Annotated in this window: 13 protein-coding genes and 1 pseudogene; 3 read left to right on the top strand and 11 right to left on the bottom strand. The window is 67.2% G+C overall.

What is annotated here, in order from left to right; genetic code table 11:
- Positions 1-2: 2 nt before the first annotated feature.
- The 6 genes and pseudogenes from ON34_RS36780 to ON34_RS38315 form a co-directional block, all read right to left on the bottom strand.
- Positions 3-5,132, bottom strand: a complete 5,130-nt coding sequence (locus tag ON34_RS36780) for a LysM peptidoglycan-binding domain-containing protein (RefSeq protein ID WP_063821679.1) — start codon at positions 5,130-5,132, stop codon at positions 3-5.
- Positions 5,133-5,144: 12 nt separating this feature from the next.
- On the bottom strand, positions 5,145-7,955 hold the full coding sequence (locus tag ON34_RS33570) for a hypothetical protein (protein ID WP_051022617.1): 2,811 nt from the start codon (positions 7,953-7,955) through the stop codon (positions 5,145-5,147).
- Positions 7,952-10,693, bottom strand: coding sequence for a DUF6603 domain-containing protein (locus ON34_RS14610; protein ID WP_051022616.1), 2,742 nt, complete (start codon positions 10,691-10,693; stop codon positions 7,952-7,954). Before ON34_RS14610 ends, ON34_RS33570 begins: the two co-directional genes overlap by 4 nt.
- 156 nt (positions 10,694-10,849) lie before the next feature.
- On the bottom strand, positions 10,850-11,686 hold the full coding sequence (locus ON34_RS14605; RefSeq protein WP_040779652.1) for a peptidoglycan-binding domain-containing protein: 837 nt from the start codon (positions 11,684-11,686) through the stop codon (positions 10,850-10,852).
- 529 nt (positions 11,687-12,215) lie between these two features.
- The gene (locus tag ON34_RS36775) at positions 12,216-12,533 is read right to left on the bottom strand and encodes a YncE family protein (RefSeq protein ID WP_169333871.1); all 318 of its coding nucleotides are present in this window, start codon (positions 12,531-12,533) and stop codon (positions 12,216-12,218) included.
- A 199-nt stretch (positions 12,534-12,732) separates the two neighbouring features.
- Positions 12,733-13,083: pseudogene (locus tag ON34_RS38315) on the bottom strand (oxygenase MpaB family protein); the annotation flags it as partial.
- Between the two features lie 129 nt (positions 13,084-13,212).
- Here ON34_RS38315 and ON34_RS14590 point away from each other — a divergent pair.
- Positions 13,213-13,959 carry a cysteine hydrolase family protein gene (locus tag ON34_RS14590; protein ID WP_218003891.1) on the top strand — a complete coding sequence of 249 codons (747 nt, stop codon included), beginning with the start codon at positions 13,213-13,215 and terminating at the stop codon, positions 13,957-13,959.
- Positions 13,960-14,425: 466 nt separating this feature from the next.
- On the opposite strand, the gene ON34_RS14585 is transcribed toward ON34_RS14590, so the two are convergent.
- From ON34_RS14585 to ON34_RS14575, 3 genes are all read right to left on the bottom strand, one after another.
- On the bottom strand, positions 14,426-14,881 hold the full coding sequence (locus tag ON34_RS14585; protein ID WP_051022612.1) for a DUF6069 family protein: 456 nt from the start codon (positions 14,879-14,881) through the stop codon (positions 14,426-14,428).
- A gap of 141 nt (positions 14,882-15,022) precedes the next feature.
- Positions 15,023-16,741 carry a CocE/NonD family hydrolase gene (locus tag ON34_RS14580; protein WP_040779648.1) on the bottom strand — a complete coding sequence of 573 codons (1,719 nt, stop codon included), beginning with the start codon at positions 16,739-16,741 and terminating at the stop codon, positions 15,023-15,025.
- 293 nt (positions 16,742-17,034) lie between these two features.
- Positions 17,035-17,592, bottom strand: a complete 558-nt coding sequence (locus ON34_RS14575; protein ID WP_051022610.1) for a TetR/AcrR family transcriptional regulator — start codon at positions 17,590-17,592, stop codon at positions 17,035-17,037.
- 490 nt (positions 17,593-18,082) lie between these two features.
- Here ON34_RS14575 and ON34_RS14570 point away from each other — a divergent pair, with 490 nt between their 5' ends.
- Together ON34_RS14570 and ON34_RS14565 are read left to right on the top strand one after the other, a co-directional pair.
- Positions 18,083-18,286 carry a cold-shock protein gene (locus tag ON34_RS14570; protein ID WP_011209970.1) on the top strand — a complete coding sequence of 68 codons (204 nt, stop codon included), beginning with the start codon at positions 18,083-18,085 and terminating at the stop codon, positions 18,284-18,286.
- 512 nt (positions 18,287-18,798) lie between these two features.
- Positions 18,799-19,881, top strand: coding sequence for an AAA family ATPase (locus ON34_RS14565; protein ID WP_040779645.1), 1,083 nt, complete (start codon positions 18,799-18,801; stop codon positions 19,879-19,881).
- A 9-nt stretch (positions 19,882-19,890) separates the two neighbouring features.
- Here ON34_RS14565 and ON34_RS14560 read toward each other — a convergent pair whose 3' ends face one another.
- Both ON34_RS14560 and ON34_RS14555 read right to left on the bottom strand, forming a co-directional pair.
- Positions 19,891-20,505 (bottom strand): class I SAM-dependent methyltransferase, encoded by a 615-nt coding sequence (locus ON34_RS14560; RefSeq protein ID WP_051022608.1) that lies wholly within the window; start codon positions 20,503-20,505, stop codon positions 19,891-19,893.
- 31 nt (positions 20,506-20,536) lie between these two features.
- The gene (locus ON34_RS14555) at positions 20,537-21,622 is read right to left on the bottom strand and encodes an aldo/keto reductase (RefSeq protein WP_040779644.1); all 1,086 of its coding nucleotides are present in this window, start codon (positions 21,620-21,622) and stop codon (positions 20,537-20,539) included.
- Positions 21,623-21,654 lie beyond the last annotated feature (32 nt).

Raw genomic sequence — 21,654 nt, 5'->3', positions numbered from 1 at the left:
GTTCACTCCTCCGCGAGCTCACGCCAGAACCTGCCGACAACGACGCCGTGCTGCTGGCCTTGGCCGTCGATCCGCACGGCCGGGACCACGTCGTCCACCAGGGGCAGATCCGCGAGATCGACCGCGCGCAGCTTGGCCAGTTCGAGAGTGTCACGCACCACCATGGCCAACCCGTCGGCGGTCCAGCCGCGCTCCCGGTTGGGCGGCACAGCGAGCAGAATCGCCTGCGGCGCTTTGGCATCCGGCCGATCGAAATGGAACGACAGCCCCGTCAGTTCGGATTCCACGGGTACCGGGTCGGAACCGGTTTTCGTGCCGGCCATGGCATCCGAACCGGGCAGAATCTCGACCCACTCGTCGAAGACCAGACCGGCCAGCGGTTGGCCCGCAGGCAACGCGAACGGGGTATGGCGCACCAGATGCTGCCGGGTGGGCGGACGTTGGAGCGCCGGGAAGGCCGCGCCGATCCAGTGCCCGTCGGCGGGAGTTTGCGAGGCCGACAGCGACGCGGGCCGCCCGGCGCGCACGCCCGCGATCAGCAGTGTTTCGTGCCATGTCCGGGTGCCGGGGCGGGTGGTCGCGAAGCGGCGGACCCAGTCGGCGACAGCCGCACCGGTCGCGGCGGGCGCGGGCAGTGCCACCCCGGGCAACTCGGCGGTGAGCGGCATCGAGGTGCCGAGGAAGTCGGCGAGCAGGCGTGCCACCGCGCCGAGCCAGCCCTGGCTGGTGGCATCGGCGGCCAACTCCCGCAGTTGCTTCGGGATGTCTCCGACGATGCCGAGCGCGGCCCGCCGCGCCGGAGTGTCCACCTCGGCGAGGAAGGCGGCCACCCGGCCGCGCACCTCCTCCACGTCGGGCGACGGTGCGCGAACCTGATCACCGAGCAGATGTCGCGGCAGCAAAGCCGCAGCGCCGCTGAGCAATCGGTTGATTCGCTCGGCGACGGCATGCAATTCGGCGAAATCACCGCGGAATTCGGCGGTGGCCCCCGGCATGCCATGCCGGTCGGCCAGAATCGCGGTGATCCGGCGCTGCCCACCAACCGCCACGTCGAAGACCAGACCGAGCGCACTGAGCCCGAGAGCATCGGCGGTGGCCGAGAACGGTTCGCCACTTCCATCTTTCCGCAGCGTTCCGGTCAGGCGCCAGTTCGCCGCGGGGCCGAGCAGGTCGGCCGCCCACGCCTCGACCCGCGGCTCCAGCCGGGAGAAGGCGTCGACTCCCCATCCGGGCGGGCGCGGCGGATTCGGTGGCAGCACGCTGGCGAGCCGATGCGTGATCGCACGCCCACGATGCGGTGTGCGCAGCACGTCGAAGCGGTCCGGGACGTCCTCACCGCGACCGAGGCTGTCTGCGGCGATACCCGCGCGCATCTGGTTGCCGCCGACCAGTTGGTGCACGCTCTCGGCCAGCAGCAGGTCACCGACAGCGTCGAGGGAATCGACCAGATCGTCGAGCATCGGCGCCACCACGCCGGGCAGAGCGGCGAGCGACGGCAGGGCCGTGTTGCCGAATGGGTAGCCTCCTTCGGCCAGCAGGACGAACACCGCCCGCGCGGCGTGCCCGCGCGCCAGCGCCATGCCGTCGACGACATTGGCGGCGGCGATCGCCTCGGAGCTGCGCTCCCACAGATCGGGCCGTTCGTTGCCGTCTGCGGGTTCGGGGACGACCGGCGTCGGGAAGACCTTGCGGAAGGCTGCTTTCAGCACGTCCTGGCCAGCGTCGTGCAGTGCGCGCTCGAATCGGTAGCCCAGCAATACGCCGAGGTTCTGCCCGCGCCGCACCCCGCCGAGCAGCCAGCGGGCAGTACGGGCCCGGCGTGAGGTCAGATCGACGGCGAGCGTCGAATCTCCCTCGTGGGAGAGGAATCCGGACCGCAACACGGCCGCGGTGGCGGCATGATGCATGGACGGGGCGTGGATATAGCCATCGGATTCGCGGGCCGTTCCGGGACGCAGGTTCTCCACCCAGCCGTAGCCGCCGAGCCGGATCCCGGCGGCGCCCGCGGCCCTCGTACGCTCCAGCCTTTGCGTGGCCAGCGATGTGATCCAGGCATCCAATCGGTGCGAGGCGAGGTCCAGGATCTCGAAGAACAGCGGCAGGAAATCTTCGGCCGCCACCGTTGTCAGCGCTTCGAGCCCGGCGAGAACCCGGCCGGCGGCGGGCAGACCGCGGCGGCCGAAGTCCAGAATGGCGTCCAGATCGCTCTGCGGCGTCTGCGGCGCCATGATCAACTGGCTGAGCAGCCGGTCGACCGTCGCCGGTATCGCCAGCGCGAGGTCCAGCGTATCCGGTTCCGAGCCCCCGGCGAGCTGCCCGGCATCGACCAGCCACGGCAGGAAGTCCACGGCGGATCCGGTGTCGTCGGTGAAACCGACATTGCCGAAAATAGTGTTCGGGCGGTCCGGGGAGACGCCGTCGATGGTGATCGGCCATCGCGAGGTGAACTCCTCGTGCGTCATCTCGCCGGTGAGGACGGCGACGGCGTCACGGAACCGATCGCGGCTGTGCGCGAACAGATCCTGGTACTGCGCCCGATTCGGGGCCAGCCGCTTCGCGACCAGCTCGGAGTTGGCTGGCTTGGTATCGGAGACCCAGGCCAGATTGCTGACATCCTCGGTCGGAGTGGCCCAGCGCAGGCCGGACAGAATTCCACCGATAGCGACGGCGGGGCCCGGTGCGCGCAGGCTGAGTTTGTCGAACTTCTCCCGGCCGCCTGTGGCCGAGAGGACGCGACGGATCACCATGTCATTGGACACCGGTATGCGCGAGAGGATTTCGGCCGCGATCCGGTCCGCGGGCACTCCGTCGGTTACCCGCGGAATCCAGCCCGAGATCAGCGCGCCGCGCCAATGATGCCGCAACCGCAGTAGCCAGGGCAGCAACGCGGCGGCCGCGTCCTCGGGCCCGTCCGGCACCCATTCATCGAGGGTGGACACCGGCAGCACGCCGTAGGGCTGGCGACCGACCCGGATGGTCGGCAACGGCCCGCGGCCGCGTACGAAGTCGATCAGGTGGTCTCGGATGGTGAGCCAGGCGCGCAGCCCCGGCGTCATGTCCTGGCCGTCCAACAGATTCTGGTCCCGGATCAATTCCTGCGCCAGGCCCCACCACGCGAACAGCGACAGCGCACCGGCGGCTGTATCGCCGATCCCGTCCGCGCCGTCGCATTCGGTGAGGAACGCGGCGTCGGGGAGTCCGAGGGCGCGCGCCAGCCGATCGGCGTCGGAGGGATTCGGTTCCGGCTCACCGGGACGAGCCGGGATGATCAACACCTGACCGTCCTCGATGACGTCCGGGTCCGCAATACGGTTGGCCGCCGCGATGATCGGGAACAGTTCGCCGTCACCGTAGAAGCGTTGCGCGAGTCGAAACAGGGTGTCGTCGGACTGGACCACATGGAAACGCCGCGCGATATCGGGATTGCGCGCCGGCGTCGGTCCCGGTGGGCGCCCGCTGGGCCGCGACGACCACGACGTGCGGCTCTGCGGGGTGTTGTTCGTCGGTGTGCCAGGGGTCAGGAAAGCGAGACCGTCGGAGAAGGCGTGCCCGCGCAGATTCTCTCGCAGCCGCTCGCCCGCCGCCTCGTGGCCGCGTTGACTGACCCCGACGACGAACAGTTCGTCGAGGTGGTCGACGCCTTCGGGCAGGCGGAGCACCACACCCATGCCGTGCCGGACGGCCTCGTCGAAATCTATCGCCCAGGAGGCATGTGCGCGGTCGGGAGCCGCTTCGTCGGCGGCAAGGAAGCCGAGCGGCAGCGGATCCGGGATGTCGGCACCGGTCCGGTCGACCACGACCAGACCACCGACCATGCCGAGGAAACGCCAGCGAGTCGGCAACGTGCTCACCTGGGGCATGCGGCGCCTGCCCGGGGGACGCAGCGTGGGATCCGGCGCACCGGGCCGCGCTGCCCGGGTCACCCATGCCGCCCGGATCGGATTCACCGTATCCAGCAGCTGCTGCCAGGCGATCTCGCCCGGGTGTTCCCAATACTTGCGCGCCGCCGCCAATTCCTCGGGGGCCAGCGCTGGATCGAAGCTCTCGATGTGGATGTCGTCCGGATAGACGCGGACCTTGATGCTGCGGCCGTCGGTGGTCCACTTCGTCTCCAACCGCACCGGAAGCAGCGCGATCGGCTCGGCGCTGTGGGTGCCGAACAGCGGCTCCTCGGAATCCAGGACCGCGGCGAGGGTTTCGGTGGCTTCGGCGAGGCGGGCGCGTAGCTGATCGAGTTCAGTGCGGCGCCGGGTTTGCGAGATCTCCACCGAATCGAGGATCGATTGCGGCGTATTGCCGTGCGGGATTTCCGCCGCTGGCGGGTTGCTCGCGACCCATGCGCGAACCCGGCCGAGTTCGAACTCCTTGTCGTCGGCAAGCGCCAGTTTGTTGTCGTGCTGAAGCCGGATCAGATCCATGGCGCGCCGCAACATGAATGGGCTGTCGCCATGGGCCGGGGGACCGCCGCCGATATCCGGGATGATCAGCACCTGGCCGACGACGATGCGATCCGGATTCTGGATGGCGTTGGCGGCCGCGATGATCGGGAACAATTCGCTTTTACCGTAGAATCGCTGGGCCAGACGGGACAGAGTATCGCCCTGGACCACGACGTAAGTGCGGGTGATCGGCGGAATGATCAGTTTCTGCCCCACTCCGATGACGTCCGGATCGGCGATGTGGTTGGCGGCGGCGATGATGTGGGACAGATTGCCGTTGCCGTAGAACCGTTCGGCCAGCCCAGACAGTGTGTCCCCCGCGACGACGGTATGGATGCGGCCCATCGACGGAACCATTGTTCCACCGGGCCCCGCCATGAGTTCCGGGACAACCAGTACCTGACCGACACGGATCTTATTGGGATCGGCGATCCCGTTCGCGGCCGCGAGTATCGGAAACAGGTCGCCATCACCATAGAAGCGCTGCGCCAGTCTGGACAGCGTGTCACCCGTGGCCACGGTATGGGTGCGGGATATTTCGGGTATGACGAGCACCTGGCCGTCGGTGATGCGATTCGGGTCGACGATGCCGTTGGCCGCGGCAAGTACCGGGAACAGATCACCATTGCCGTAGAAGCGCTGCGCCAGGCGGGAGAGCGTATCCCCGGCGACGACGGTGTGTGTCCGTACCATGGCTGACTCCTGTTACTGCGGCGGAAGCATTCGATTAGGCGAGAACGCCACCTGGAACGCGCGTTGGAAGACGATCCGGGCGAAGTCGCCCGAGTCGGCCCCCGGCCAGGTCGCCGGCTCCGGACTGCTCGGCGATGCGACCACACCACCGGTGCGGACTTCGACGAATCCGTGGTCGTCCTGTGGAACTCGATCCCACCCGAGATCGGACCAGGATTCGTACTCAGGTCGCGTCGTCGGGTCGAAGCCGAATTGGGTGCCGCGCATCGGCTCGCGGACCACGAACATCCACTTCTCGTTCCGCGCCTGCTGCGGCTTCAGGTTGAAGCAGAACAGGCTGGTGCGTTCGTCGACGGGCAGCACGAAACGCGGGTGCTGCCAGCGCACCAGCGGACTTTCCACCCGCTGGTCCACCGACTTGGCCGCGACGACCACGGTGCCCGGATAGCGCCGCAGCACCTCGCCGCGGACCAGCAGCACCAGCAGGTCGCTCAGATCGGGGACGTGTTCCCCCAGCGCCACCTCGGGTTGCCAGCGTGCGATCTCGCCGTATTGCGGCTGCGCGCCGCCCGGCGGCCAGAACCGTGAAAACGGCGTTCCGGCTTCGTCGGTCGGGTATTCGCGCCAGCGCAGCTCGCGATTGAACTCCTGATTCAACCCGACGAGCAGCGATTCCACGAAAGGCGAGTTGATCTGCAGCAGAGTTGCGCTGTTGTCCGGGAAGGTGGTGATACCCGGAATCGCCCACTCCGGCCAGCGTTCGAGAATTTCGGCGGCGATCGGAAAACCGAACTCGGGGTGAGCCATGATCGGGCGCAGCGGGCGCGTGTCGGCGCCGTCGCGATCGGGCAGCGCGGTGGTGCCGATCAGCCCCGCGATGCGCTCCAACTGTTTGCCCATCGGAGCCATGGCGGTGCGCACGCTGTCGGCCAGGACGGCGATGCCCGTCCTGACGCCGAATTCCACAGCCTTCGGCTCGGTGAGCGCTTCCGCGCTGATCGAGCGGCGCAATCCGCGCAACAGCATCGCGCGCGGCACCGGTTCGGCCGCGCCCGCCATCGACGCCGACATGGTCGCGCCGACCGCGGCCAGTTGCGCCACCGCCGCACCGCCCGTGAAAGCCCCACGCACGGCGAACGACTCCTGCTGCACACCGAGCAGTCCCACCATTGTCTGCGCGGCGAACAGCGACGCGGGATCGCGGGCGACAGCGGCCGCCGCCATCGGTCCACTGGTCGCCGCGGTGGTGGCCGCCAGCCACAGCGCGGGTTTGGCGGGCACCACCTCGGTGCCGCCGACCGAGGTCGTCAGCATCGAGCCGGTCGCCATGGCGGAGGTGACGGTGCCCGCCGCGCGGGCACAGCGCCGGGCCAAGCCACCGTGGGGGCGAGTGAGCCGGACGAAAGCGGTCGATTCCATACCGCCCGGTGCCGCCGAGCGCGCGAGCGCTTTCCGCATCGACTCGGCCATGGGAACAGGTACTTTCGCACTCATCACATCCGCAAGTCCGGTGAGCGCCGCGGGTGCCATGGTGGCGATGTGTTTGCCTTGGGCGCTCTCACCGCTCTGTTCGGCCAATTCGGTGGCGGCGAGCAGCCGGTTCGCCTCGTTCACCGCGCCGACCTGCTCCCAGGCCCGAGCCATCAGGAATTCCTGCTCCAACTGGACATAGCGCGCGCCGATGGCGGCGGCCACCCGGTACCGCACCTGCGTATTCAGTGACTGCTGCCAGCCTCCGACCGGAATACGGTGGGTGCCCGCGTGATTGCCGCCGTACAGTGGCGGCGCGACGGCCGCGGGCCCCTCGTCCGGCGGTCTTCCGAGCCGTTCGCGACGGGCAGCTGGGGCGTTGACGCGATCGGTGATGTGCCCCAGAAAGGAGTCTTGGCTCGCCCGGTGGCTCCAGGCCTCCTTCCGCGTCGCCGGTCCCGGCAGGCGCAGCGCGCCCTGCACCGCAACCGTGACCTCGGCGGGAGTGCCCGCGGGCGGTACCTCGTGCGGCCATGGCGTGCGTACATTCACCAGGCGAGATCCCAAGCCGGGCACGTTTTCGGCGACGATCGGCTTGATCTTGCGCGCCAGCGTTTCGAATTGACCGCCGTCGCTCACTCCGAAGGCCCACCAGTCGTACACCGGCAGGGTTACCACTCCACCCTGTCCCGATGTCCATGCGGGCCGCTCGCCGTCCGCCGGGATCTGCTTGTTCAACCCGGCTGCGGCGCCCGCCTTGGTGGTGGGCACGACGCATGCGATCCAGTCGCCCTTCGACAGTCTGCGCGGGCAGATCACGCGGGAGATCACGGTGTCGAGTCCGGTGCGGACGTCTTGCTTCACTGCGTCGTTCGGCGGTCCGTCACCCTCCACCCTGGCCTCGACGTGCACCCAGGACGCGGCCTCGGCCAGATTCGGTCGTGCGGCGGCCGGCACGTCGATGGTCGGCAGCGGATTGCCCGGGCGTACCTCGCCTTCCCCCGCGCGCAGCACCAGCAACGTCAGCCACGGCATCCGCACCGGGGTTGGAGTGCTGAACAACCAGGGCAAGGCGGCGTCGGAGAACTCGATCAGCGCAAGGTAATCCTCGATCGCGTCGGACCGGCCGGGCGGCGGTTCGCGACGCACCACCATCGACGGTTCGAAGCCGAGGGTGTCTCCCGGGCCGAGCATTTGCAAGGCGGGACCGGTCAAGGTGTGACCGTCCTGGCGGCCGTCCACGGTTCGGACCAGATCGACCTTGGGCTCGAAGGTCGGCCGCGCGTTCGTCACCGACTTCGCGGATTCGGCCGCGCCGATCGTGACCGAGGACAGGAACCAGCGGCGTGTCATCGCTTCATCACCACCTTCGGTGCCCGGTTGCCCATGGCACGTTGCGCCAATCGCCAGCGATCCACCCGTTCGGCTGGGCGAATCGGTCGGGCGAAGAGTTCGGCGGGGAAGGACGCGAGGAGCCGCAGAGGGATTCGGATATTCCCGAGTGGGCTCGGGAACCAGCCGGCCTCGACTTCGTAGCCGGTCTCGTAACGGTCGTCCACCAGGTGTGCGCCACCGGGTTCGGGTTCGGTATCGGAGAGTTCGAAGCCACCGATGAGCTCCTCGAACGCGGGCCGGGTCAGCTGTTCGTCGTTCGTCATCGCGAAGTACTCGCCGGGCACGAACCGTTCGGGCACCGGCTTTCGCTTGGGGGCGTCGGTGGTTCCGAAACGGACCGCGGCGATCCGCCAGGTTTGATCCGGCACGGTCAATCGGTGGAATCGGTTGAACGGTTTATCGAGCGGCACCACCGATTGGGTGATCCGCAGGGCCGAATCGGCGTGGGCCACGACGCCTTGCGCCAATTCCTGCTTTGCCCTGTCGGTGAATCGGATGCCCGCTCGTTCGCTCGCGGGTCGTACCACCGTCCAGGCGTCACGCCGGGCGACCGCCGTGCGCAAGAGTTCCGGAATGTTCTCAGTGGATCGCACAGGCGGCGCCGGATCACCCCAGCGGACATCGAAATCGAGCGAGACGTCCCAGAACAGCACCTCGATACTGCCCCTGCCGAAAGCGTGCCACGGGGCAGGGCCTTCCAACGTGAAGTCCAGGCCGATACCCGCCAGACGCTCGCCGAACGCCAAAACCGCGACACCGGCGTAGACGTGCGCGCTGAAGGTCAGCACCGGCTCCCAGACGAACAGTGCGTCCACCCCGAGCCAGCCCTCCAGTCCGCATTCGGCGACCGTCGCATCCAGGTGCAACTCGGCGCCGAACTGCACCGAGTTCGAGGTCAGCGCGAGATAGGATTCGGCCCGCAGACCGAGTACACCGCCGCCGATATCCATCGAAAGGCGTTGCAGCGGCGGCACACCGGGTGGCCGGGTGTACTTGGGGTGAAAACCTCCCGCCGACAGCACGAATGCCGACTGGTCGCCGCCACGGAACAGGGCGTAGACCTCACCGGTCACCGGCATACCGACGATCCACGATCCGGCCAGTGACACCGTGAATTCGACCACCGGTACTCCGGGAGCGATCCGCCCCAACACGCTGCCCTGCAGACGGATCAATGGCACCGCCGGATCCGGCAGCGCGATCAACGCCCGGCCGAGGATGAGCGTCCGCCCCGGCCCGGGCAACTCCATGATCACCGCGACGGCCACGCTGAACAGGCGGCCGCCCCAGGTGATCCGCAGCATCGGGCCGACCAGGAAACGACCGCGGGCAACTGGGAAGACACCCTCCAGCGCGCCGACGATTTCGTCGGACCGCGCGATCGCGTTGCCCGGGAACAAGACCCGGTCCACGTTGCCGCCGCTGACGAGTTCGCGCAGCCTGTCGGTGTCCGCGCGGCGGTGGATGCCGACGAGGCCGCCCACCGCGTCGATCGCGAATCCGAAGCCCAACTGAATTCCGGGATAGGGAAATTCGGCGCCCATCAAGACGAGCAAGGAAAGCGGCTTGCCGCCCGAGGGCAACTGCAGTAGCCCGAATGCCTTCACCTGTACCACACCGAGATTCACATCGATGCCGCCCGCGTACGCGTCGCCCGGTCGCTGCTGGAAGAAGCCGCCGCCGGACACCGGGCCCAGCAGGAGTGCGATCCCCATACCGCTCGGCAAGGTGGGCAGCACGTCGGTACCCGCACCGAACCGGTCCGGCAGCAGCATCGGGACGCCGACGCCGAGTCCGTCCAGATCCGCGCTGAGCGGCAGGGCGGGCGGCTTGGCCAGCAGCGAAACCGTCGGTGTCAGCTCGAATCGATCTCCCCGCATGCCCAGTTCGACGGCGAAGCCCCGCAGCGAGATGCCGGGCAGTTCCAAGTTCACCTTCTTCTCGACGCGAGCGGCGCCCTCGGCGAAACGCAGACCTTTGTCACGGCTCAGTGTGATCGTCAAGTCAGTTGGCGTCGTGGCTGCGCCGGTGCTACGACCGAGAAAACCCGCCAGCGCGGCGGGCAGCAACCTGGCCTGGAACTCGTGGATCGTGATGTCGACATGCGCCGCGACGGTGGTCGACACCTCCATGACCGCCTCGACGCGTCCGGTCGACACACCGGGCCCGCCCGAACCCGCCGTGAGCTGTTTCTTCCCTACGGTGATATGAGCCTCGCCATTCGGTGCCACCGCGGTGGCACCCGGTGCGAACGACGCGGTCCACGCACCGGTGGTCCGGACATCCAAGCGCAGATCGAGTTCCTGGCCGAGCACGGTATGGTCCAGGGCCGCGTTCGGGGTGACGACGAGATCGACCACCGGCCCCGGCGACACCGCCAGAACAGCCCGCGCCCCGTTCTTGGCCAACACGAAGGCGATCCCGCGCCGCGCGCCCTGGGCCCGCTGCCACCCGTGCGCGCGAACTGGCGCTCCCGCATCGGTCGGATTCCCCAGCAGATCGTGCGCCAATTTCAGCAGGCTTTCCCGCCGCGGCAGATCCGCCAGCGGCTCGAGCAGTTTGCCCCGCAATGCGGGTTCGGTCTCGCCCGCAAGCTCAGGCAATGCGTCCACCGTGTCCGCCACCGAAGCCGCCGACCGGTCTGCCAACCCCCACAGCAGGCCCGCCACCCGGGCCAACAGCTCTTTCGGGTCCACGCTACCTCCTGGCTAGCTATGGCGATCGGACTGCATCGCTGGTCAACTACCCTGAAGATAGATTCGTGTGATTGAAGCCACATGAGTAGCGAACTACTTGAATCGCCCTGTCGCATTCGGGCCTACGCACACGTTTCGCCGATGCCGCGCTCTCATTCAGAACATGTCGACGACCCACACCTCCATGTCCTTCGCGGGGTTGTTCGGATGGTCCGGATCGGCGATGCGGTGCTGCTGGATGACCGTGCCGAGACCGAGGATGTCCGCGCGGGGGGTCAGGAACAGTTCTCGGTTCGATGCGTATGTGAACCGGCATCCACCGACCAGCGCCGACTGAGCCAGACGCCGGATCTCGCTCAGGGTCACCGCGCTGAGCGGTGAATGGCGTACACAGATGTCGCTGGCGCATCCATCGACCAAGGTTGAGGTCATCGGCCGGCCGAGAGCGAACTGAGGCTCGGTGGCGAAGTCGGCGAAGCCCACATAGTCCGTTTCGCCTTCGCCATAGATGTTGATCTTCATCGCGGTGCCGATGGGATTGATCGGCGTACCACGATGCTCGGCGCGCCCGTCCGGTCCTGCGTGCCGCACCCGCGGCGGGGTCGGGCACGATTGGTGATCGTGCGGCAGGCCCGCCGCGGTCGGCGAGACCAAGCCGGATTCCGGAGGCGTCGTATTCTCGAATTCGAACACCTCCTCGTCGAGGGTCTTGATCGTTCGCTTGCCGACGATGCGGTCGGCCTGGGTCTGCCCGGGGGCCAGAATGTGGCGCACGTTCTTGTAGTCCTCGACCGCGTCACCGGTGTCCTCCCCATAGATACCGTCGACTTCCAGACCGGCATCGTCGACCTCGTTGAGCGCGATCTGAATCCGCCGCACGTGCTCGCCGACGGCATTGATTCCCTCTCCGATATGTGCCGGATCGGAAACCAAGCAGTTCTCCAGCTGTTGGTCGGGGCTCGGCGAGGTGAGCAGCATGCTTTTGAGTCCCATAATTCGTTATCCCTTCGAGGCGTTGGTCGGCAGTGAGCCCGGGTATGGGGCGAGAATCGGCTGGTACGGCGACATCTCTGATTGCCCGAACTGGGGTGAGGCAGTGCGCGCACCAAGCGCTCCGCACTACGCCCGCCGACTCGCCGAGGTGAGCCAGCCCTCGGGACGCAGCAATCGGAATGTGAACGGTCGTGGTGAGTCCGGAGCAGGTGGCGGCGGGAAATTGCCGGTATCGGCAGAACGGTGTCAACGCTCGCCATCAGTGCCCCTTCCGGCGGATCGCCCGGTAGAGGGGAAGAATATTGCCCGGAGGTCGGCTCGACGTGAGTAACGGACTACTCGAATTACCGATTCTCCAGGCCGCGGGTTCGAGAAATACCCCGTCAGGCCAGCCGACGCTCGCGCCGGCACGACCGTGGTTGGGCGGTTCGAGTCGGAATGCGGGGTAATGCGTGCTGCGGTTGTCGCTGAACGGCTTTGGTGAACGATCGTATGCGAGTGGTCGAGTTCGGGAATGCGTGCGGCTATTTCATGGTTCGATGACGGTCACGGTGTCCTCACCGCTATTGGCGACATAGGCATGGCCGCTGTGGAGGTCGACGGCGACCCCGGTTGGGCGCGAGCCGGCCTCCACCGTCGCCGTTACGGTGTTGCTCAATGCATTGACTATCGACACGGCACCGGCGTCGTGTGTGACCCAGATCCGGTTCAGGGGATCGGCGGTCACGCCGAACGGCCGTGAACCCACATCGACCGCCGCGATTTGTTCTTCCCCACGAATTACCGACAGAGTATCGGACTTGGAGTTGGCGACATATGCCAGTGGTCGCTCCGGATGAGTGGCCACACCCACCGGCCGCCGGCCGACCCGGATGACCGCACGGCGGCGAGGGAAGCCCGCTCACGCCGGCCCTGCACCGCCGCGCGCTCCATTCCGCCGGGGATGCCCCGCACCAGCGCACCAGCGCGCTGCGCACCAGGTTCACCGGGATACGCAGCGCGGGATACCACGGGGGCATGTAGGCGGGCAGCCCGAGGATCTTCATGGCCTTGGGTCCGAGGAACGAACTGCTCACCGACAAGTGCTGAGCGCGGGCGATCCGACCGCGCAGACCGGGCAGGTTCGGATAGTGCCAGTTCAGCGGGTCATCAGCCATCGGCAGCGCGAGCCGGCGGCTGGTGTCATTGGGGTTGGTGATGGCACCGAGGCAGTGGTGCAGGATCGCGACACCATCCCGGAAACCGGTGGGAAGCCACTGTTCCTCGACACCGATGAGCCAGCCGACGTACCGGGTCAAGTGCGCGGCGGCCATGGTTTCGCTGCGGGAGGGGATCATTCCCAGTACGAGGCCGCCGATGAACGGCGCGAGCAGCGCGCCCACGAGTGTGGCGGCCATGTCGGTCTGGTTGATCGGCAGCCCCCAATCCTCGGTGCGCCAGTCCAGCATGGCGGCGACGTGGCGGCGGACCAGGGAGTGTGTTCACCGGCTCATACAACCCGAGCTCAGGCGAACCGCCGCGCAGTGATGCGGGCAGGCCCTACGCTGTCTTGTCCGAGGATCAGTTGTGTTCGTCAGTTGGGGGAGCCGTTGTCCGACACTGCGTTGTTGCTGATCGACCTGCAGAATAGCTATCTCGTCCAAGACGTCCGCGATGCGCTGGGTTGGCCGCCGATCTGGCAGTTGGACCAGGTGGTGACCGCGTGCCGTGAGCTGGCCGACTCTGCCCGCTCGATGAGCGTCCCGGTGGTGTATTCCCGTCAACTTCCCAGCCCGGCGGGGTCGTTGGCGCTGAATCCTCGCTCCGCCCGGCATCGACGCTTGCGCGCCCCGCTGTTGCCGAGGCTGACGGCCGAGGATCGGCTCTGGCGATCACAGATCATCGATGCCGTGGCACCGCAGCCGAATGACCTGGTACTCGACAAAACCCGCCACAGCTTCTTCGCCTACACCGAACTCGACCCGATCCTGCGCAGTATGGGCGTCCGTCGGCTGATCGTCGCCGGGTTGCAGACCAATGTGTGTGTCGAGGCGACCGTTCGGGCAGGTCTGGAACGCAATTTCGAGGTTGCCGTCGCCGAGGACGCGGTCAGCACCGATGGGCCCGCCCTGCATTTCGCGGCGCTCAATGCGATGCGTGTTCTTTACGTCGAAGTCGCTCCCTGGCGCGAACTCATCGTCCCCGGCGCGCCATGGGACCTGGCGTACCGGACACCGAACTACGGCCGCGACCCCGCCTACTGGTCTGACCCGAACATGCCCATGCCCCGGTAGTGGCCAACTCGCGTTCGGCATCCATGAGCCACCGCCCATCCACGGTACGGTCGGCGATGAGCGGTGGGGTGTGTTCGAGTCCGAGTCGAGTTCGGCTGGATCTCGAACAGCCTGGCACGACACGGGATTCGGCTCCGACCGAGCTCATCAGCTGCTGCGGCACGCGGCATCAGGCATGTTTGTTCATTGCCAGAGCCGCTGACAAGGCATGGGCCGCAATGCTTCGCGCATATCCTGATCGATTTGAATTGTTGCAAGTCCCATTTCATATGCTGCCTTCGCAAAAGTATGCGCTGCCACGGAGTCGGCCTTGTAATGCATCGGCGGCCAACCCGGGAATCGGACTGTGACATGGCATTGCATCACTTTGCCGACCTCTCTGTACTGCCATGATCGAGAAACTCACGCGCCTTCAGCAGCGGATCCTTCGACGTTCCGGGCCGCGGACGGATCACGCTCCGCGCTCTCAGCGGATCGATTGGTTGCTGGCGTGCTGCTGCGTTCCGGGGCGGTCGCCGCTTCCGCGAGCCAGGAGCGGAACGAGTACGGCGGCGACTGCCAGGTGCATCAGGGCGAGCGTGGCTTTGGCGCTGCCGGATGCCTGGACGTAGGTCAGGGGCGCGAGCGATACCAGCAAGACGGTGACGGTCAGTCGGGTCCAGACCGTCGGGGCCCGGTCGGTCAACCGGTCCAGCCACTTCCGCGTCGCCGAGGCGAGCAGGCAGACGACGAGCGTGCTGCCGACGACGAGGGGCAGGCCGACGGTCTGGGGCGGCCGTCCGTTGCGGGCATCGACGCGAAGTTCGACGCCGAGGCTGTGGGCTGCGGCCCACAGCAGGGCTGTGACCAGGACGGCGCCGCCGATCGCGGATGTGTGGCGGAGGAGGCTCGGGCTCGCCTTGCGGGTGGATGTAGTGGTCATCAGCGAACTCCATGAGATCGGGACGGTCTTGCCTAGGGGGCGCCGCGGTGAACAGGGGTTTGGTGCGCCACGCCGCGGCTCACCCGGAGGGTGATCGAGACGAGCGGGCCGCCGGATCGTCGCGGCCGCAGCGCATCCCGTTCATTCGCCGTCCAGGATCGGAAGGAGCAGGCGTGAGCTGGAGTGCACCGTGTTGACGCACACCACGCCGACGGGGGCGTGACTGAACCGCAGCATGGGCTGGAACTCCTTGCGATTGTCGTCGCTGGTGAGGATCAGCCGGATGCGGTGCCCGCGCTGGAAACGGCGGGCGTTGGCGACCAGCGGGATGCGGTAGTCGACCGGCTCGCCCGGAGGGATGGGGATCTGCGCCCGCGCTGGGAGGACGGGCCGACCCGTCTCACTCGCGTCCTCGTCGACCTGCCGCACGCTGGCGCGCAGCCAGCCCTGGGTGATGTCGGCGGTCGTGCCGTCCGGGCCGACGTCTTGCAGGAGCACGATCCATGCCGTGTCGGTCGTGCTGCTGGTGGCGGTGAGCCGTAGTTCGGGGTGGCCGACCATGTCGATGTCGTCGGGAAGGGGGGCGCTGGTCCAACTCAGCTGCCCTGGCAGGGGTTTCGCGCTGTCGGTGGCGTAACTGCGTTCGCCCGGCCGCTCGTCGGTCGTCAGGGAGCCATCGGCGCTGAGAGCCAAGGCGGTGTGGGTGGCCGGCGGAGGCCAGGAGTCGGCGGTGTGCCACTGTTCGGCCCCGGGCAACCAGTATCGGATGGCAGGGCCTTCGAGAATGCCGGTGTCCCGGCCCTTGAGCCAGTGGTCGAACCAGGCGAGGGCCTCGACGTGCATGCTTTCCCATGGCCAGGGCAGGCTGTGGTCCCCGAGCATGGCCATGCGCACCTGCTGGTTGTGGGCGAGGGCGTCCCAGGCTTCGAAGAGCCCGGTCAGGTGCAGGGGGACGTTGGACCACTCGCCGCCGAGGTAGACGGGTATGTCGACATCGGCGAGCAGTCCGGTCAGGTCACGCTCGTCCCACCACGCATCGCGGGTGGGGTGCTCGGTCGCCACCGCCTCGAGCAGGGCATTCCATGGCTGGGCGTCGTGGCGGAAGCGGCTGACCTGCTCCAGGCGGCGGTGTACCTGGACAGCGTCGGTCCGGCTGAACCGCCGGTGGACGGCGGGGATAGCGAGGAACCGGCGCAGGAGACGGGACAGGCCATTGCGGTAGAGGCGGTCGCCGTGGGCGGACAGGACGCCCAGCGCATGGATCCAGGGGGTGATGAAGGCCTCGCTCAACAGGCCGTTGTGGTAGGCGGCTTCCCGGACCTGGACAGTGACGTTGAAGGGGAACAGTGCCTCGAGGTGCGGCGGGCGCTGGGTGGCTGCCTCCAACTGGCTCATGGCGTAGTAGCTGATGCCGATCATGCCTACCCTTCCGTCGCACCAGGGCTGCCCGGCGGCCCACTCGACCAAGTCGAACAGGTCCTTGCGCTCCTGCTCGTCGAAGAAGGTGTAGGTGCCGCCGGAGCCGACCGTGCCCCGGAGGTTGGCGATGACATGGGCGTAGCCGCGCGGCACCCAGAAGTCGCTGGCACCGGCCTCGATGATGGCCGCGGGGGCGCCCAGATCCTGGAGCTGGCGGGGGTAGGGGGCCGCCGCGATGAGGGCGGGGAACCTGCCCTCCGCGTCGGGCCGGTGGATGTCGGCCAGGAGTTGGGTGCCGTCGCGGACCGGGACGGGCACATTGTCCTGGCGTGTCGTCCCGTGGAGCGCCGGGGACAGGTTGCGGTACTGACGCCCGGTGGTCTGCGGTCCGTTGAGCTGACGCTGACCGGGCTCCACTCCAGCGGCCTTGAATCGGACCATGGCACCTTCATTTCCACGTGTACTGAAATTAACTGTCCTCACCGTACGCGCACCGGCTGACTGCGGACAAGAGTAATTTCCATGTGCCGTGAAAATATGGCGGGTCCGCGCCCGCTGACCGTGTCGTACGTGTCGGGGTCGTGAATGCCCGAGGGGGCTGCGGACCGGGGCAGGTGCACCGTCCTCGCAGGTCATCCCATGGTGCGGGAATTATTTGGAGATTCGGCAATCGGCGGTCTGCGCTGGAAACCAGCGGGCTGACCGGCGATGTCCGCCCCGGCAGTCAGTAGCGGTCAGGCGTTCGCCGGGATGTCCTCGCCCAGTGCGCCCGTGAGGTAGTGCTGCACAGTCGGCGCGATCAGGCGAACGACCTGCTCTGAGGGGATGTCGGCGATGCGGTCGATCGCCCAGACGTAACGTGTCATCGCCAGGCCCACGATCTGCGTGGAGACCAGATCCGCGCGTAGCTCGGCCTCGGCGTCGGGAAGGCTCGCCGACACGACCTGCAGGACGAGCGCGGAGAAGACGGATCGAAGCCGCTCCATGGCGAAGGGCTCGTGACTTGCCGCGAGGATGATCGAGCGCAGGACCTCCGCGGTGGCCGGGTCGTCCCACATGCGCAGCGCCGCCTCCACGAAGGCTCGCCCGCGCTCCTCCAGCGGCGCCCGGGCGGCCTCGGCAATGCCCGCACCGAAGGCGTCCGGCGGCTCCAGCGCCGCCTTCAGCAGTCCGGTCTTGTTGGAGAAGTAGTAGTTCACCAGGGTGGGATCCACATCGGCGGCCTGAGCCACCGACCGCAGTGAGGTCCCGCTGTAGCCCCGCTCGGCGAAGGACTTGCGGGCCGCCGTCAAGATACGGTCCGCCTGCGCGCCGCGTTCCCCACGCGGCCCCCTCCCAGCTCGTGCCGCCATGTCCTGCTGTCCCCCTTCCGCCCGTTCCGCGATCGCGCATGATCGCCTGCTGATGCGGTCTCAGCACCTGCTGAAACGTATTTCAGCGTACCGTGAAATTGCACGGAAGACGCAGCGGCACTGGCCGCTCGGTCATCTGCCCATCGCCTCGTACGCATCCGTGCGGCGCCGTCCCAGCGTGCGACGACCTGGGCGAGGCGTCGCGCCGGGGGCGCTGCCCCTGCGTCAGGCAGCTCGATGTCCGGGCCTGCATCCGCGCCTCATGGGAGGTGGACAGAGGGGCACCTGGGAGACGGCGCGCGATCAGTGACGCTGCCTACAGTCTCGAGCCGTGGACGTGCGAGTCTTCGAAGTGTGGCATAGTGGGACGCGAGACCGGGCTAATCGAAGTGATCTGCGCGGCTCATCTACAGAAAAGAATTAGTACAGCATGGCTCAAGGCAGCGTGAAGTGGTTCAACGGCGAAAAAGGCTTCGGCTTTATCGCTCAAGACGGAGGCGGTCCTGACGTCTTCGTGCATTACTCGGCCATTGGTGGCTCGGGTTTCAAGACCCTCGATGAGGGCCAGCGTGTGGAGTTCGAGATCGGGCAGGGCCAGAAGGGTCCGCAGGCTCAGGACGTCCGCGCTATCTGATCCAGCGTGACTTGCAGGCTCCGCACCGTTACGGTGCGGAGCCTTTCTCGTTTCAGCCGCTCGGCTACCGGTGGTCGATGGGGGCCGAGACGTGGGGACGCATACCCCGCCTGCCCGCCGGCCACGTAGGTGTCATACTCCAGTCCCGCGAAATGGCAGCCGTCCTCGACCAGATCGTGTGAACCCTTGCCCGCATGTCGAGAAGTGCTCGTAACCGTGTCCCGTCAACGATCGTGAGCTCGAACTTCCCTTCGGGACTCTGGAGGTGCCGAGTCGGTCCCATCCGGGCGAGAGTGTAGATCTGGCGCTGTGAGTCGCTGGTAGCGCGGGCGAGGGTTTCCGCGCGATCGGGATCGGGACTGGCGGCCGACCTCGGCGACGCGGGCGAACGTCGGGAGACCCAGAGTTGAGACCGTTGCATGTATCGGCGGAAATTTGGTTGAGCGGCCGAAGTCGCACCCGGGATCATGGGCGGCTCGATCGGGGATACGAAGGGATTTCGATTGCGGCCTATGTCGGTACTGTGGCTGACCGGCGCGCCGGGCGTCGGCAAATCGACAGTGAGTTGGGCGCTGTACCTGTGGGCGACGGCGCGGGGCCGACCGGTCGCGTATGTCGATATCGATCAACTCGGACTGCTCGTTCCGGCACCGCCAGGCGACCCGGAATACCATCGTCTTAAGGCGACGAATCTCATCGCGGTGATCGATACATTTCGCGACCACGGTGCCCAGCAACTCATTGTGTCCGGCGTCGTCGATTCGCATCGCGGGATCGACCCGTACGTTCGCACGGCTCGCGACGTCGAGTTCACGTTGGTGCGCCTACGCTGCGCACGCGAGGAACTGCGGCGCCGCTACCTCGAGCGCGGATCCTCTGTGGAACGGCTCGAGGGGGCGATAGCGTTCGCCGATGCTCTCGACCGCAGTGCGGTGGGTTTGCCGTTGGATATCACGACCATGTCCCCCGGCGCGGTTGTCGAGGCATTGGCCGACCGGGTTCCTCTCGCGACGCAGACGCACCCGATCCTGCGACCGGCCTCGGCACCCATAGCGCCTGCGCCAGAGGGTCCGGCATCGGTGCTGCTTCTCGCCGGTCCGACCGCGGTGGGCAAATCGACCGTGGGATGGGAAGTTTTCCGAATGCTGTGGAGTCGCAACATCCCGGCCGCGTATATCGACGTGGATCAGCTCGGGTTCCACCAGTCGGACTCGGCACCGAACGCCAAAGTCGACAACCTCATTCGGGTCTGGCGCGGCTACCGGGACGCAGGTGCGCGAGCGCTGGTTGTCGTCGCGCGGGGTACGCCGCATCCATATCGGAATGCTTTCGCAGACGAGGCTGTCACCATTGCGTACCTGGAGGCATCCCCGAGTGCGCTGGCCGAGAGGATCGCACAGCGCGCCCGCGGTCACGGTCCTGAGCTGGCGGGCGATTCACTGGTCGGGGCGTCGGCTCAGCAACAGATGCGAACAATTGCTCGCTCCACTGAGGAGACAGCTGTCCTCCGTCGATCCCGCGGTGAGGCGTTGGTCATCGACACCGACAACGAGTCCAGCTCGGAAGTGGCTGCCAAGCTGGCTGATCTGTTCTAGCGCGTTCATTCAGCTCGGCCGTGCCGCCGTGACGAGTTGGTAGGCGTCGCGGACTCGCTCGACGCGCGGCTGGTGGAAGCCTGCCGCTTCGAGCATGGCGACGAGTTCGGTGTCGGAGTGCAAGCGCACGCGTTCGGCCAGCGGCGCGGGCATGACCGAGCGCGGCGGTTCGGGCGCGACGGTGTGCAGGACGAGACGTCCGCCCGGTGCGAGGACGCGATGCAGTTCGGTGAGCAGGGCCGGAACGGGAACGAAGAACAGCAGGTTCATCGCGGTCGCGCAGGTGAAGTGCCGATCCGGGAGGGGTAGCGATTCGGCGGCTGCCTCGATGACCTCGAGTCGGCCTTCGCGCACGGCGTCCGCGTTGGCCGATTTCGTGAGCGCCACCATGTCGGCGCTGTGATCGACCGCGGTCATCCGGCAGCCGAGCGCGAGCGCCTGTGTGGCGAAGGTGCCGCCGCCGCAGCCGATTTCGAGCACGTTGTCGTCGGGGGTGAGGTTCAGCGCCGCCAGCGTGTCGCGGAAGATCTCGCGGTGAGACTTCATGTCGCGCCACATCATCCGGGCCAGCCGCCCTCGCGGTCGGCGCAGCAGGTGGTCGATGAACAGGTCGAAGAGAGCCACAATCGTTTCCTCGGGACGTCGGTGATCGGTGTCAGGATGTGGAGCGCGTTTCGATGCGCATGTCTCCGACGATGGTCCGGCGCGCCATGGGGCGTGCGAGGACGTTGTGCGGATATCCCGGAGTGGTGGCGGATGCTTTCCGGAGGTACTCCAGTTGATGGTCCTCGAACTGCACGGTCAGCGCGCCGAGATTGTCCTCGAGCTGTGTGAGGGTGCGCGCGCCGAGAACGGGCGCGGTGACATCGGGTTGGCGCAGCGTCCAGGCGAGGGCTACCTGCGCCGGTGATCGGCCGAGCTCTTCGGCGACGCGGCGCACGGCGTCGGCGATGGCCAGAGCTCGTTCGGTGAGACCTTCACCGGCGAGGATCAACTCCTTCCGGGATGTCCCCAGCGTCGGCTTGCGTGCGTCCGACGGTAGATCGTCCCGGGTGTATTTGCCGGTGAGAACGCCACCTGCCAGTGGCGACCAGGCGACGACGCCCAGGCCGAGCGCACGTGCCATCGGCAGCATGTCGTGCTCGACGGTGCGTTCGGCCAAGTTGTATTCGAGCTGGACGGCGATGAGCGGCGTCCAGCCGCGCAGGTCGGCAATGGTCTGCATGCGGGCGATCTGCCAGGCGGGGGTGTTGGAGATGCCGACGTAGAGCACTTTGCCCGTGCGCACCAGATCGTCCATGCCGCGCAGGATTTCCTCGACCGGGGTCAGGTCGTCCCACAGGTGCAGATAGAGCAGATCGAGATAGTCGGTGTTCAGGCGGCGCAGACTGGCCTCGACCGAGGCGATCATGTTCTTGCGATGGTTGCCACCGGAGTTGGGGTCGGTGAGCCGTCGCAGCGCGGTGTACTTGGTCGCGAGGACGAGGCTGTCCCGGTCGGCCGCGGCGAACTCGCCGAGCCATTCCTCGGCGGTGCCGCCGGTGTAGTTGCCTGCGGTGTCGACGAAGTTGCCGCCGCGTGTGACATACGCGTCGAAGATCCGCCGGGCCTCCCGCTTGTCCGCCCCCCATCCCCAGGCGGACCCGAAGGTCAAGGTGCCCAATGCCATCGGCGACACGCGCAGTCCCGACCGCCCCAATAACCGGTAGCAGTCCAACGCGTTGTTGAAAAAGATTGTCATTACTGGTTAGTGTAGGCGCGTTGGTTTTCCCG

This window comes from Nocardia pneumoniae NBRC 100136 (genome assembly GCF_000308755.1).
Taxonomy (GTDB): Bacteria; Actinomycetota; Actinomycetes; order Mycobacteriales; family Mycobacteriaceae; genus Nocardia; species Nocardia pneumoniae.
The sequence above is the reverse complement of the archived record's forward strand: the minus strand, read 5'-3'. Positions and strand labels throughout refer to the sequence as shown.